The sequence below is a fragment of the Rhodococcus quanlei genome, assembly GCF_055231015.1.
Genome location: NZ_JBUYWD010000002.1, coordinates 174465 through 187781, shown reverse-complemented (window position 1 = coordinate 187781; position 13317 = coordinate 174465). Strand labels below are relative to the sequence as shown.

The following is a 13317-nucleotide window of genomic DNA, read 5'->3' as shown; positions in this document are numbered from 1 at the left end:
TTCTAATAATGCGTTCCTGCGTCCGAAACATCGCATTCACCGAGGAGTGTCATGAGCCTTGCGCCCGTTGGCGAGCTTCCCGAGGGGCGGATGGTCGACCTGCCGGGGCGTGGCAGCACTTTCGTGGTTGATACCGGACCACGAGAAGGGCCCACGCTGGTCCTTCTGCATGCCCTCGCGTGCACGGGGAGGCTCACGTGGTACCCGGCATTGACAGAACTTGCCAAAAAGGCGCGCGTGGTGGTGTTCGACCAGCGATGGCACGGGCGAGGTATCCGCTCCACTCGGTTCGAACTCACCGATTGCGCCGACGACGTCGTGGCTCTTGCGGACGCACTAGGTGTCGACCGAGTCGTGCCCGTGGGATATTCCATGGGTTCGCTCGTGGCCCAGTTGGCGTGGAAGCGCCATCGCGACCGTGTGGATGGATTGATTCTCTGTGCCGCGACGGCGCATTTTCAACGGGCTTCCCGAGAGAAGGTGGCCATGACGGCGATCAACGCCGGAATGGGTGCGCTCCGCCCGAAAGCAGGCCCCGTACGGGAGCGCACCGACTCCCGAAGTGACCGTGTGTGGGCACTCCGGGAGTTCACCTCCACGAGTTACGGCGCGATGGGCAGGGCCGTTGCCGAGATAGGCAAGTTCGACTCGACGCACTGGGTGGGTGATATCGACGTCCCCACCGCAGTCGTCGTGCCGTCCCGTGACCGCATCATCGCGCCGCGTCGTCAACGCTGGCTCGCACGCCAGATCGACGGCTGCGCCACCTACGAAATCGAGGGTGGCCATTCGGCGTGTGTGATGCAGGCTCGTGAGTTCACCGAGGGCCTTTCGGCAGCGACGACGTCGGTGCTCACGCGCATACGCTCGGCGGACAGGCCCAGCGAAGTGCAGTTATGACTCTGCGTTCGCTTTGGCAGCCTGGTGCAACTCGTCGAGGGCCTGAGGGAAAGAATCCGCGAGATCCCACAGTTCGGGGACCAGTTCGCGGCAACCGACCAGGCCGACGTCGAGCTTGCCGTCGAGCGACATGACGGAGATGTTGAGACCGGCTCCGTGGAACGCTGGGCCCAGCGGATACATCCCGGTGATGCGCGCGCCCAGGAAATACAGCGGGACCGGGGGTCCTGGAATGTTCGAGATGACGAGGTTGTGTACCACGGGATGCCGCTCGGCAAGACCCAGTGAGGCGTACAGACGCATCGCAGCACCGAACACCGCTGGGCCGGCGAACTGTGACCAGTCCTGCAGCAGGTTCGCGCCGAGCGCCTCGTTGTGTTTCTTGACGATCGGGTTCCGCTCGCCGATGGTCTTCAGTCGCTCGACAGGGTCCTCGATCTGAGTAGTGAGTTCGGTGAACATCCCGGACACCTGGTTTGTGCCCGGACGGTCGGATTTGCTGTGAACCGACACAGGCACCATCGCCACCAACGACTTGTCCGGAAGTTCGTCGCGGCTGTGAAGGTAATCGCGGAGAGCCCCTGCACACAGGGCCAGCACCACATCGTTGACCTTTACGCCGAATGCGTTTTTGACGTCCTTGACCTTCTCGAGATCGAGCTGCGCGTAGGCAATGTTGCGGTGGCCGGTGATCGTGCCGTTGAAGGACGTGCGGGGTGCTGTGAACGGCGCAGGCATGGCTTCTCCGCGCCGCGCTCGGCTGATCCACTCGGGGAGAACGGCGAGGCTGCCGGGAACGAGACGCGCAAGCCGCGCGGGGCGCGAAGCGACGGCGAGCAGTCCGCCCAACGCGATGTCGAGGCTGCTCGCCTTACCCGCTCCCTCCGGGGCGTCCGCGGGGTCGCTCCGCGGCGCATCGGGTTCGAGACCGCACAGTTCCGACATCATGTTTGCGCCGGTGACACCGTCGACCCCTGCGTGGTGCATCTTCGACATCACTGCGACGCGACCGCTTTCCAATCCTTCGATCACCCACATCTCCCACAACGGGCGGGAACGATCCATCGGTTGGCTGGCGATGTGTCCACACAGGTCGGCAAGAGCTTCGCGTCCGCCAGGTGCAGGGACAGCCACGAGGTGGCAGTGTCGATCGATGTCGAAATCCGAGTCCTCGACCCACACAGGATGGTCCAGATTGAACCGTGAATCCTGCAGTTTGCGACGGAATGCCGGCATCGCCTTGGTGCGTGCCGCGAGTTCCGTTTTGAGTTTGTCGAACTGGTATCCGCCGGGCATGGTGGATTCGTCGAGTTCGATCAATCCGCAGACATGCATGAGTTGGCTGGAAGTTTCCAGGTAGAGGAAGGTGGCGTCGAGACCGCTGAGTCGCTGCATGAAACCGATACTAGAACACGTTCTAGTATCTTGGGAATGTGAACGAGAAATTCACGTGGTTCCTAGTGGAATGGAGTTTCGCACATGACTCGATCTTTCGTGCTCAGGCAGGCCGCGGGCGTGTTGCTGGCCGCCAACGCCGTGCGCCCGATTCCGGGTATGCCGCTGTCCGTACCTGTGTTCATGTCCGGATGGCTGACGACGGAACTGGCCCCGCAGTTGCTGGCGCTCACTGCCGCGGATGCGGCCACACACGTCGCGCGCAAGGGCGTCGGCTCGCGCAGTACGAAGGTCGGGATGGCTTTGTCCGCTGCGTCCGTTGCGGCATTGGCAAGTGTTGTGGCTACCGGACGAGGTGCAGGTCGCGAAGCCGAAGCGGCATTACAGCAGTCACTGGGGGAGGACTACGCGCAGCGCGACCGTGGGATCGTCGCTGTGGGCCGTCCGGTGTGGAGACAGATACTCGATCCCTTCTGGATGCGGCGCAAAGGTGTGACGCAGGTTCGCAACGTCCGGTACGCACCAGGAGGCCGACGGTCTCGGTTGAACATCTACCACCGGGAAGACACACCGGCAGATGCGCCGGTCCTCTTCCACGTTCACGGTGGTGGCTGGGTCATCGGTAACAAGGATCAGCAGGGCATTCCCTTGATGCTGGAGATGGCGTCCCGCGGATGGGTCTGCGTGTCCGTGAATTACCCGTTGTCACCGCGCGCGGTCTGGCCCGAGCACCTCGTCGCACTGAAGCAGGCGTTGGCGTGGGTTCGGAAGAACATCGGTACCTACGGCGGCGACCCCGGTTTCGTGGCGGTCACCGGTGGTTCCGCGGGAGGTCATCTCACGGCGATGTTGGCACTGACAGAGAACGACCCGGAACTGCAACCGGGATTCGAGGAAATGGACACGTCGGTGCAGGCGTGTGTCCCGCACTACGGCGTCTACGACATTGCGGGGGATACCGGAATCAAACCAGTTCTACAGCGAGTGCAGTCGGGCATCATGCCCATGCTGCTCGGCAAGGGGGCGAAGTTCCCCGAGGCCTACCGCAAAGCTTCCCCGATGGCGCACCTGCGTTCCGACGCGCCACCGTTCTTCGTCATTCACGGGCGCAGCGACTCGCTGATTCCGGTGGCCGAGGCGCGCGCGTTCGTGAAGGCGCTGCGGGAAGTGTCGAACAATCCGGTGGCATATGCCGAATTGCGGGGAGCGCAACACGCGTTCGACGTGTTTCCGTCGATTCGCAGCGTAGCTGTCGTTGCGGCGGTTGGACGTTTTCTGGAGTGGGCGCATCGAGGCCCTACCGAGGTCGGAGTTACCGAGCGTTCAGTCACCGAGGCTGTGTAGCGCGGTCACGCCGGCCGGTGGGAGGCCGGCCGCGTAGCCCAGCACCTCACAGAACGCTTCGACATGATCGGTGAGGTCGGACGACGTCGCAGTCCAGGAGGCGCGCAGTTCGAGTTGATGTGCGCGTGGCGGACCGGCGATGTCGCCGTACCGCACAGAACTCGTCGCCGTCACGGTTCCACCGAGCGCAGTGACCGGCTCCGGTCGTGCTTCGAGCGCGTCCACCAGCCAACTCCACGCCACCTCGGGCAGCAACGGGTCCCCGGCCACCGACGCATCGAGGTCGGCTTGGATGTACGCGACCAACCGCATCGTGCCGTTCCAGGCTTCGTCGCCCTCGGGATCGTGGAGCAGGATGAGGCGGCCGAACGCATCGCCTTCCGAGTGCTCGGGGATGCTTGCCGACTCGTCGTGCGTCACCTCGGCGCCGATGGCATAGCTGTAGGGGGCCAATCGCTGGGGCGGACGAATGGGGCCGAGGTCGATGTCACCACGTACCCGCGCCGCACCCATCGAATCGACGGCGGCACGGAACTCTGCAGGCGCTGCAGTCGATCCGGAAGTCGTCACATTTTCGGACGGTAGACCCGAAATCGGACAAGTCGGCGGAGGCGCGCCGAGGTGCCGAACCGGAGCTGCTTGTGGTCATGGCAGCATGAAGGACGGTCCGAACTAGCCCGTGGGAGTGCAACAACTGATGAGCGGTATGGAGAGTACGAACGCAGGTATGCCCGAGCGGGTCGGCTACGCCGCCCGGAGGGTGTTGGCGGATGCACCGTTGCTGGCGGCGGCGGCGGGGCGCGAGCCGGCGCACCGGCCGGTGTGGTTCATGCGTCAGGCAGGCCGCTCCCTACCCGAGTATCGCGAGATCAGGTCCGGAATCGGAATGCTCGAGTCGTGTTTCGACCCGGGGCTCGTGTGTGAGATCACCATGCAGCCCGTGCGCCGTCACGGCGTGGACGCTGCGATCCTCTTCTCCGATATCGTGGTTCCGCTGAAGGCAGCCGGTATCGACCTCGACATCGTGCCGGGCACTGGTCCGGTGGTGGAGAATCCGGTCCGGTCCATCGCGGATGTGCAGGGCCTGCCGCGATTGGGGGCGGAGGAGGTCGGCGCCATCGCGCAGGCGGTGCGGTTGCTCACGGCCGAGCTGGGTGACACCCCGTTGATCGGCTTCGCGGGAGCCCCGTTCACGTTGGCCTCTTATCTCGTGGAGGGCGGACCCAGTCGCAATCACGAGCGCACCAAGGCGTTGATGCACTCGGACCCCAAGACATGGCACGCATTGCTCGGAACGCTCGCCGACACGGCGATCACCTTCCTGCAAGCACAGCTGCATGCGGGCGTCGACGCTGTGCAACTGTTCGACTCCTGGGCCGGAGCGCTCACGCTCGCCGAGTATCGGGAGTTCGTGCTCCCGCACTCCGAGCGTGTGTTCGCCGAGGTGCAGAATGCCGGCGTGCCACGCATCCACTTCGGAGTCGGCACCGGCGAACTGCTGGGGGCCATGGGGGAGGTCGGCGCCGACGTGGTGGGGGTCGATTGGCGCGTCCCGCTCGACGAAGCTGTGCGCCGAGTCGGCCCCGGCAAGGCGCTGCAGGGCAATCTCGATCCGGCTGTGCTGTTCGCCGGCCCCTCAGCGGTCGAGAAGCACACCCGCAGGATCGTTGCCGAAGCAGATCGGGCGCTGGCCGCCGGTGCCACCGGCCATATCTTCAATCTCGGACACGGAGTGCTGCCCGACACCGACCCTGGTGTGCTCACGGGAGTAGTGGACCTGGTGCACTCGTTGTGACCGTGCGCGTCGCCGTCGTGGGCGGTGGGATCAGCGGACTGGTCGCGGCGTATCGACTTCGGCAGCAGCTCGGCCCGGACGCCGAGATCCTTCTCGTGGACGCGTCAGGCCGCCTGGGCGGGAAGCTGCGCACGCTCGATTTCGCTGGTGGCGCGTTCGACGTCGGCGCAGAAGCCTTCATCGTCCGGCGCCCCGAGGTGCCGGCGCTCGCGGCCGAACTCGGCCTGTCGGATCATATCGTTCATCCGGGTGGGCGTCGGCCACTGATCTGGTCGGGTGGGCGAGTGAACGCGCTGCCGCAGGGAACGCTGATGGGTGTGCCCGCCGATGCCGATTCGGTCGCCGGTCTGGTCGACGACGCGACAATGGCAAAAATCGGCGCCGAGCAGACGCGAAGCTTCGAATGGGTGCGGGGCTCGGACACCTCCGTTGCCGAACTGGTCGCCGATCGTTTCGGGGAACAGGTGGTGCGCCGGAGTGTGGACCCGCTGCTCGGGGGCGTCTATTCCGGCACCGCCGAGACGATCGGAGTTCGTGCTGCTCTGCCCGCCCTCGCTGCGGCGCTGGACGATGGAGCGCCGAGTCTCTCGACAGCGGTGCGCAGCGCGCTTCCCGCTTCGAGTGATGGGCCAGTGTTCGGTGCTTTCCGGGGCGGCTACGCAGAACTGACCGACGCGCTGCTGACCGCCACGGCCCCTCGGATCGTGGAGGCCCGTGCACACGGTCTACGGCGGGATGGCAGTCACTGGCATCTCGATCCCGTCGGTCGCCTCGACGGGGTGGTTCTTGCCGTGACCGCCCAGACGCTCGCCGAAATCCTGTCCGACGTCGCGCCCACCGCGGCGGACGGCGCCGGACGTATCGGCACCGCAGCGTCTGCGGTCGTGGCACTGTCGTTCCCGGGGGAGACGGACCTACCGGAGAACTCGGGCATTCTGGTCGCAACCGACGAGCCTCTCGAGGCGAAGGCTTTCACCTTGTCGAGCCGGAAGTGGCCCCACCTCGCGGACCGGTCCGTTGCCACGGTGCGAGTGTCGTTCGGGCGTTTCGGCGATACCGCAGCGGTGCAGTCGTCGGACGCGGATCTCGTCGCGGCGGCGCGACGCGACCTGGCGACGGTCTGTGGAGTCGATGACACGCCACTGGCAGCTGTCACCGCGCGCTGGCGCGACGGTCTGCCACAGTACGGCCCAGGCCACGTTGAGCGGGTTGCGCAGATCGAAGCGGACCTCGCCCGATGTGACGGGCTCGAGATCGCCGGAGCGATGCTGCACGGCGTCGGGGTGCCAGCCTGTGTGGGGGCAGCGACGGCGGCGGCGACACGACTGGTGAGGCAAGTGGCAGGATAGGGTCATGGCACGCCTTGACTACGAAACCCTGAACTCCGAAATCCGCTACTTGATGTTCTCTGCCTTCCAGGTGGAGCCGGGAGCCCTCGGCGACGACCGTGATGCCGCGATCAAGGAGGCGAAAGCCTTCTTCGAAGGTCTCGAGGACAAAGGGGTCGTGGTCCGCGGCCTGTACGACGTTGCCGGTTTGCGCGCCGACGCCGACTTCATGTTCTGGAACCACTCCGGCAGCATCGAGGCCCTACAGGCCGCGTATGCGGATTTCCGGCGGACGACGGCTCTCGGCCGTGCCAGTGCCCCGGTATGGAGCAACGTTGCCGTTCACCGGCCGGCCGAGTTCAACAAGAGTCACATCCCGTCCTTCGTCGCAGGGGAGGAACCCGGCGCGTACATCTGCGTGTACCCGTTCGTCCGCTCGTACGAGTGGTACCTGCTGCCCGACGACGAACGGCGCAAGATGCTCGTCGACCACGGCAAGGAGGCGCGCGGGTACCCCGAAGTCCGTGCCAACACCGTGCCGGCGTTCGCGCTCGGGGATTACGAGTGGATCCTCGCGTTCGAGGCCCCGGAGTTGCACCGCATCGTCGATCTCATGCGGGATCTGCGCGCTACCGAAGCCCGCATGCATGTTCGTGAGGAAGTGCCGTTCTTCACCGGCCCACGGGTCGACGTGGAGAAGCTCGTGAACTCACTGCCCTGAGAACTCACTGCCTGACTCGGTGTCGTATCAGGCTTGCGACTCTTCCAGGACGAGGCTGATCGAGTTGATGCAGTAGCGCTGATCCGTCGGTGTGGGGTAGCCCTCACCTTCGAAGACGTGGCCGAGGTGGCTGTGGCACTTCTTGCACAGCACCTCGACGCGTCGCATTCCCATCGACGTGTCCTCACGGACGATCACCGCGTCGGAATCGGCCGGATCGAAGAACGACGGCCATCCGCAATGCGAATGGAACTTCTCGGTGCTGCGAAACAGTTCGGCATCACAGGCTCGGCAACGGTAGACCCCCGCTGTCTCGGTGTCCGTGTACTTGCCGACGAACGGACGCTCGGTCCCGGCTTGACGGAGTACCGCATACTCCTCGGGACCGAGTCGCTGACGCCACTCGTCCTCGGTGCGGACGATCTCGGGTTCTGTCTGCTCGGGGCGTGTGCTCATGTTTCCACGCTAACCGTTCCGTTTCACTTCGGCTGCTACGACTTCGCGGCAGCCACCTCTTCGGGCTTCTCGGTGTCCGTCGTGGACCGTCCGGCGGAGCTGTCGGCTGCGGTTGTGGCCAGGAACGGTGGATCGATGCTGACACCTTCCCGCAGCGTGCCCGCACGGCGCGCGAGCAGGTAGCGGTAGGCGAGGACGCAGAAGATCACGATGAGGAGCAAGCTCCAACCGAGGGTGGTCTTCATGTATTCCGCGGCGCGCCCGGCGGTGATGAATCGGTTGGAAATCCAGCTGTCGTAGCTCAAGAAGCCGTAGACCGCCAACCATGCGGGCCAGTTTCGCATCACGGAGTTCTTCAGAACCACTGACATCAGAAGCGGGAACAGCATCATCGAGTAGTACATCTGGCCGAGCGAACCCAGAAGGAACGACGCGGTCAGTACGAGCCCGGTCGTGGTCGCGACGAAGAACAACTCGTCGTTGCGGTAATACCGGTACAGCAACCACAACGACGCCAGCACGATGGCAGCGAACCCGAGACGCATCGCCCACACCAAACCGGTGGGCAGTCCGTAATACATGCCGTTTCCGACGATCGCGCTGTTGAAGTAGTCACGAGACTCGGCCAGATAGGGGACCGTCTGGCGAACGAAGTCCATCGGGTCGGCGGACAGCGGCCATGCAATTACTGTCAGGACGAGTGGAATACCGATTGCGGTGACGAACACCTTCCACTGTCCGCGCACCAGCGGAAGGATCAACAACGGCGCGAGAATGGGTTTGACGGCAAACGTGAGCCCGATCGCGGCACCGGACCAATAGTCCCGGCGACGCAGCAGCAAGGTCAGGAACGCCATCTCGCCGAGCAGAACGAGCCCGTTGATGTTGGTGAAAACCAATGTGTTCGTCACCGTTTCGGAACTGAACGCGGCCAGTAGCAGAATCGGCGCGGCAACCGACTTGATACCCAGGTCGAACATTCGCAGCAGCAGGTACAGCGCGATCAGAATGGCGACGGCGTTGGCGATGATGAACAACCAGCGGGACTTCTCGGGATCGATGATCGCGATCGGCGCCATCAACAGTGTGCCCGACGGCGGATACAGATAGTGCGGATCAACCCAATTGAAGTTCGCCGTATACACCGGCCGGCCGTTGAGGAACGCGAGGGCGGCGTTGTACACCGGACGGTAATCGTCCGTGATGTACCCATTGACGGCCTTGACGACCACGCGGTGCAACACCGTCATGATGGCAATCGGCCACAACGCGAAGTTGATGACCTCTGAGGTGGTGATGCCGGTGCGCGGCTCGAGCTGTCGAAGGAACACTACGGCACGGTACACCGAAACGTCGGTGCTGGTGAGCGGCGACCCACTGTACGAGTCAGGCGGGGCAGGCGTTGCCGTCGGCGGGTAAGGCTCCGGTGTCGACATACGCGGCGATCGAATTGCGTGCGCACGAGGTGCTCGTGACCGGATGGCCCGCGCCCTGCCATGTGACGGTGGCCGTCGGCGCCCCGGCCGCCTCGAGCGCGCCTGTTGCGGAATCGACGGCGCCGTTACCGGTGACCGGGTCCGCCACGCCGGTCAGAACGAGCACGGGGAGCGACATGTCGGTCGGCAGGGGAAGGGGTGGCGTTGCCGGCCAGGCGCCGCACGCCAACATGCCGACGGCGCCGGCTGCGCCGAAGAGGGGGTAAGCCTCTCCCCAGCTCTGCTCGAGTTCTCGTACGTGCGCCGGTGCGGGCCAGTGCTGCCCGTCGGAGCATCGGGCGATGAGCTGGCCGTCGCGGTGAACTGTGGAATGCGATTCGGATGCCAGCCGCAGGAGCGGCACTACATCGCCCTGGGCCGCCGCCGACACAGTGTCCGCCAGAGCCTGCACTCGCGCAGCGTCGTCGGACGTGGGCGAACCGAGAGTGGTCGCTATTGCAGTCAGAATGTCGTTGGCGGAGAGCTCGGGAACATCGCCGGCACGAGCTCGGTTCACGAGGTCGATGATTGCGGCGCGGGGATCGGCACCCAATGAGCAGTTCAAGGCTGTGCATTGGCGCGCGAAGGCGTCGACGGCAGCCTCACGGCCGCGAACGCGGTCCTCGGTGACCGTGACGGCGTCTCCATTCGGTGCGGTGGGCGAATCGAGCACGAGCCGTCCCAGGCGGTCCGGGTACTGCGCGGCGTAGCTCATGGCCACGGCAGCTCCGTTTCCGGTTCCGAGAAGACCGATGGTCGGCACGTCCCACAGCTCGCGCAGCGCCTCGATGTCGTCTGCCGCATGCGCAGCATCGAACGCGAGTTCTTGTGGCTGTAGATAATCGGTGCACGCAATGGTCACTTCACGGCCCATCGCAGCCATCTTGTCGATGCGATCGCCCTCGCCGACGGAAGGATTCAGGGTGTTCAGACTTCTGCGTTCCAGGTCGGTGAGGCAATCGATCTCCAGTGAGGTGCCGATTCCTCGACGGTCGACGGCAACCACCGGCCTCGTCGACAACAGGTCGCCGATGTCGCTGACGACGAGCGCGGCCAGTTGAGCCGTGGACGCGCGATCCGACCCGGAAGTGAAGACGAGGGGAGCCGCATCCGCAGGAGTGCGATCGTTGCGTGCCCGCAGCGCACCGACCTGGAAGGTTCCGGGCACCCCACCCGACTTGTCGATGGGTGCCTCGTAGTGTCCGCACTCGAGTACGGCTCCTGCCGGAACCGGGCCGAGTCCGACTCGATCGAGGGTCGTCTGAGTGCACTCGGTCCAGTTGACGTCGGACTTCGGGGGTTCGAGTGGTGGGGGCGGCGCGTCCGGGTGGGGGACCTCGGTGGATGTAGGTGCGCTTCCTCCTCCTTCATGCTCCACAGCGACGTGTGGCCGCGTGGACGGCCCGGCACCGCACGCAGTGCACACAGCGAGAACGATCGCGAGCAACCCCAGTCTGCGCATGCCGCACAGCCTGCCAGGTACACGTGACAGGCGGCACGCGTGGGCTCATCCCGGCTGCGATCGCACCCAACGGAACAACAGTGTGCCGTCGTCCTCTGCGAGTAGATGCGCGCGAGACATGGGAACGAGATGCGGCGATGGGGACGTCGAGATCCGCGGCGCAGCTCCACCGACCAATACCGGGGAGAGGGTCGTGCAGAGTTCGTCGATCCCGTCCTCGGCGCACAGGCGTCCGAACAGCCCTGGACCGCCCTCGCACAGGATTCGGTGCAGACCTCGTTGCGCAAGGATTTCCAACAGTGCGGCGGCGGTCACCTGTGGACCGGCGGTTCGAACGACGTCGGCGCCTGCCGACTCGAGATCGACCAGCCGTTTCGTGTCGGCGTTCGCGCCGGTCACCACGATGGTGGGGACGTCCGTTTCCGTAAAGAGTCGGGATCGGAGATCGAGGTCGCCGTGGCCGCTGACCACCACGACAGGCGGGGTGTGCGCCCTTCCGTCGTTGCGTCGGCGCGCTCGTGCTTCGTCGTCGAGTGCGACACCACCGTAATCCTCGGTGCGCGCGGTACCCGCACCGACGACGACCGCGTCCGCGAGCTCTCGGAGGATCCGGAACACTCTACGATCGGCCGCGCTGCCCAGGCCGCCGCTTCTTCCGTCCACAGTGGCGGCACCGTCGATGCTGGAAACGAAGTTCGCGCGTACCCACGGCCGGTCGGAGGTGGACGGATAGCTGTACAGCCCGCGTAGGTCGCCGTCCGTAAGGGCTGGTTCCACCAGTTCGTTCGACTCTGCGGATGTGAAGTAGGTCCCATTATCGACACGGCGCACATGAGACATCACAACACGTGGATACCCTCGATGCATGTTTGAGCGTCTCGTCGATCGAAGCCCCGTGGTGCCTGCCGACCAATTGGTGGATCAAATGGTGCCCCCGGCGATGTTCGACGAGGTGAGTTTTGCGTCGTACATTCCCGATCCTGCCGAGCCCAGCCAGGCTGCTGCGGTCCAGAAGGCAGAGGAATTCTCCAAGAAGGTCGCGAAGATTCGAGGCGGCGGTCGTCGCGGCCTGTTCGGTAAGAAGGCACCTTCGACGGGTATCGGCCTCTACCTCGATGGTGGGTTCGGTGTGGGCAAGACGCACCTTCTCGCATCGATCTATCACAGCGTGCCTTCGCCGAAGGCGTTCGGAACCTTCGTCGAGTTGACGCACGTCGTCGGTGCGCTCGGCTTCAACAAGGCCGTCGAACAACTGTCCAGCCACAGTGTTCTCTGTATCGACGAATTCGAACTCGACGATCCCGGCGACACGATGTTGGTTTCTCGGCTCCTGTCGGAACTGTCGGCTCGTGGTGTCTCGATCGTTGCCACGTCCAACACCTTGCCTGGACAGCTCGGTGAGGGACGATTCGCGGCGCAGGACTTCCTGCGCGAGATCAAGAAGCTCGGCTCCATTTTCGAGACGCTGCGCGTCGACGGACCCGACTACCGCCATCGTGACTTGCCGCCGGCCCCCGACCCGATCTCCTCGGATGCGCTGAAAGAGCGTGCCGAAGCGGTGTCCGGCGCGACACTCGACAACTTCGACGAACTCTGTGCACATCTGAGCACCTTGCACCCGTCGCGCTACAACAAGTTGGTCGAGGGGGTTACGGCAGTGTTCCTCGACGGGGTGCACCCTGCGGAGGATCAGTCGGTCGCGCTGCGGATCGTCGTTCTCGCAGACCGTCTGTACGACGCGAGCATTCCGGTGACTGTCTCGGGATCGCGACTGGACGAGATTTTCACTCAGGAGATGCTGTCCGGCGGGTACAAGAAGAAGTACCTGCGTGCGATGTCACGTCTGCTGGCACTTTCGCGTTTCGAAGTTGCGGCCTGAGACAACTGTCGTAGTCGCCTACTGCGCGCGTAGATCGCGGTGCATGACGAAATCGTTGTGTGACTGCGCACCCACCGAGAACGTTCTCGTACCGACCTGCTCGAAGCCGTGCTTGATGTAGAAGCGCTGGGCACGCTGGTTGAGTTGGTTCACCCCGAGCCACAGGGATGCGCGCCCGTCGACGATCGCGCGCTCGACGATGGCTTCGAGCAACGCCGACGCCACGCCGGTTCCGTGTTTACCCGGAATGACGTAGAACTTGCTGATTTCCGTCGTCGGGCGGAGCGGCAGAAGCTCAGCCAGTTCGGGATCGTTCGGTTTGCCGTTCACCAACATTGCGTATCCGACGATCGCACCGTGGTTGGTGACCTTCAGGACGGTGCGGGACGGGTCGGTGAGGTATTCGGAGAATCGCTCGGCCGACAGGACCTCGTCGATGAACGTAGCGATGTCGTCCCGCGTGGCATGAGGAGGACACGCCAACGGGAAAGTGGCGGCGGCGACATCTGCGATCGCTTCCGAATCCCAGATCCCAGCGGGATCCACCTGCACAGTCATGTGT

13 protein-coding genes are annotated in these 13317 nt (G+C 64.5%); 6 read left to right on the top strand and 7 right to left on the bottom strand.

From position 1 onward, the window contains the following. Positions 1-51 precede the first annotated feature (51 nt). Complete coding sequence (locus tag ACZI8Q_RS01655) at positions 52-900, top strand: alpha/beta fold hydrolase (RefSeq protein WP_463371752.1); 849 nt, start codon at positions 52-54, stop codon at positions 898-900. On the opposite strand, the gene ACZI8Q_RS01650 is transcribed toward ACZI8Q_RS01655, so the two are convergent. Beyond that, entirely contained in the window at positions 895-2295 is a 1401-nt protein-coding gene (locus ACZI8Q_RS01650; protein ID WP_463371751.1) for a WS/DGAT/MGAT family O-acyltransferase, read from the bottom strand. The two genes, ACZI8Q_RS01655 and ACZI8Q_RS01650, sit on opposite strands and share 6 nt — an antisense overlap. Before the next feature lie 84 nt (positions 2296-2379). On the opposite strand from ACZI8Q_RS01650, the gene ACZI8Q_RS01645 reads away from it, so the two are divergent. After that, positions 2380-3639 carry an alpha/beta hydrolase gene (locus ACZI8Q_RS01645; RefSeq protein ID WP_463371750.1) on the top strand — a complete coding sequence of 420 codons (1260 nt, stop codon included), beginning with the start codon at positions 2380-2382 and terminating at the stop codon, positions 3637-3639. Here the strand turns inward: ACZI8Q_RS01645 and ACZI8Q_RS01640 are convergent. Next, on the bottom strand, positions 3619-4209 hold the full coding sequence (locus ACZI8Q_RS01640; RefSeq protein ID WP_463371749.1) for a DUF3000 domain-containing protein: 591 nt from the start codon (positions 4207-4209) through the stop codon (positions 3619-3621). The two genes, ACZI8Q_RS01645 and ACZI8Q_RS01640, sit on opposite strands and share 21 nt — an antisense overlap. A 157-nt stretch (positions 4210-4366) precedes the next feature. Here ACZI8Q_RS01640 and hemE point away from each other — a divergent pair, with 157 nt between their 5' ends. From hemE to hemQ, 3 genes are read left to right on the top strand one after another with little or no spacing between them, the layout of a single operon-like run. Next, on the top strand, positions 4367-5434 hold the full coding sequence (gene hemE / locus ACZI8Q_RS01635) for a uroporphyrinogen decarboxylase (protein WP_463371790.1): 1068 nt from the start codon (positions 4367-4369) through the stop codon (positions 5432-5434). 2 nt (positions 5435-5436) lie between these two features. Continuing rightward, a complete protein-coding gene (locus ACZI8Q_RS01630; RefSeq protein WP_463371789.1) occupies positions 5437-6783 on the top strand; it encodes a protoporphyrinogen oxidase in 1347 nt (448 codons plus the stop codon). 4 nt (positions 6784-6787) lie between these two features. Continuing rightward, positions 6788-7483, top strand: coding sequence for a hydrogen peroxide-dependent heme synthase (hemQ, locus tag ACZI8Q_RS01625; protein WP_463371748.1), 696 nt, complete (start codon positions 6788-6790; stop codon positions 7481-7483). Between the two features lie 27 nt (positions 7484-7510). Here the strand turns inward: hemQ and msrB are convergent, their stop codons facing one another. The 4 genes from msrB to ACZI8Q_RS01605 are packed head-to-tail and all read right to left on the bottom strand — an operon-like array spanning position 7511 to position 11716. Then, entirely contained in the window at positions 7511-7939 is a 429-nt protein-coding gene (gene msrB / locus ACZI8Q_RS01620) for a peptide-methionine (R)-S-oxide reductase MsrB (protein WP_463371747.1), read from the bottom strand. A gap of 35 nt (positions 7940-7974) precedes the next feature. Then, positions 7975-9270 carry a glycosyltransferase family 87 protein gene (locus ACZI8Q_RS01615; RefSeq protein WP_463371746.1) on the bottom strand — a complete coding sequence of 432 codons (1296 nt, stop codon included), beginning with the start codon at positions 9268-9270 and terminating at the stop codon, positions 7975-7977. 55 nt (positions 9271-9325) lie between these two features. Further along, the gene (locus ACZI8Q_RS01610) at positions 9326-10876 is read right to left on the bottom strand and encodes an alpha/beta hydrolase (protein WP_463371745.1); all 1551 of its coding nucleotides are present in this window, start codon (positions 10874-10876) and stop codon (positions 9326-9328) included. A 45-nt stretch (positions 10877-10921) separates the two neighbouring features. Beyond that, on the bottom strand, positions 10922-11716 hold the full coding sequence (locus ACZI8Q_RS01605) for a pyrimidine reductase family protein (protein ID WP_463371788.1): 795 nt from the start codon (positions 11714-11716) through the stop codon (positions 10922-10924). A gap of 25 nt (positions 11717-11741) precedes the next feature. Here ACZI8Q_RS01605 and zapE point away from each other — a divergent pair, with 25 nt between their 5' ends. Then, positions 11742-12755, top strand: a complete 1014-nt coding sequence (zapE, locus tag ACZI8Q_RS01600; protein ID WP_463371744.1) for a cell division protein ZapE — start codon at positions 11742-11744, stop codon at positions 12753-12755. 18 nt (positions 12756-12773) lie between these two features. On the opposite strand, the gene ACZI8Q_RS01595 is transcribed toward zapE, so the two are convergent. Continuing rightward, the gene (locus ACZI8Q_RS01595) at positions 12774-13313 is read right to left on the bottom strand and encodes an N-acetyltransferase family protein (protein ID WP_463371743.1); all 540 of its coding nucleotides are present in this window, start codon (positions 13311-13313) and stop codon (positions 12774-12776) included. Between the last annotated feature and the right edge of the window lie 4 nt (positions 13314-13317).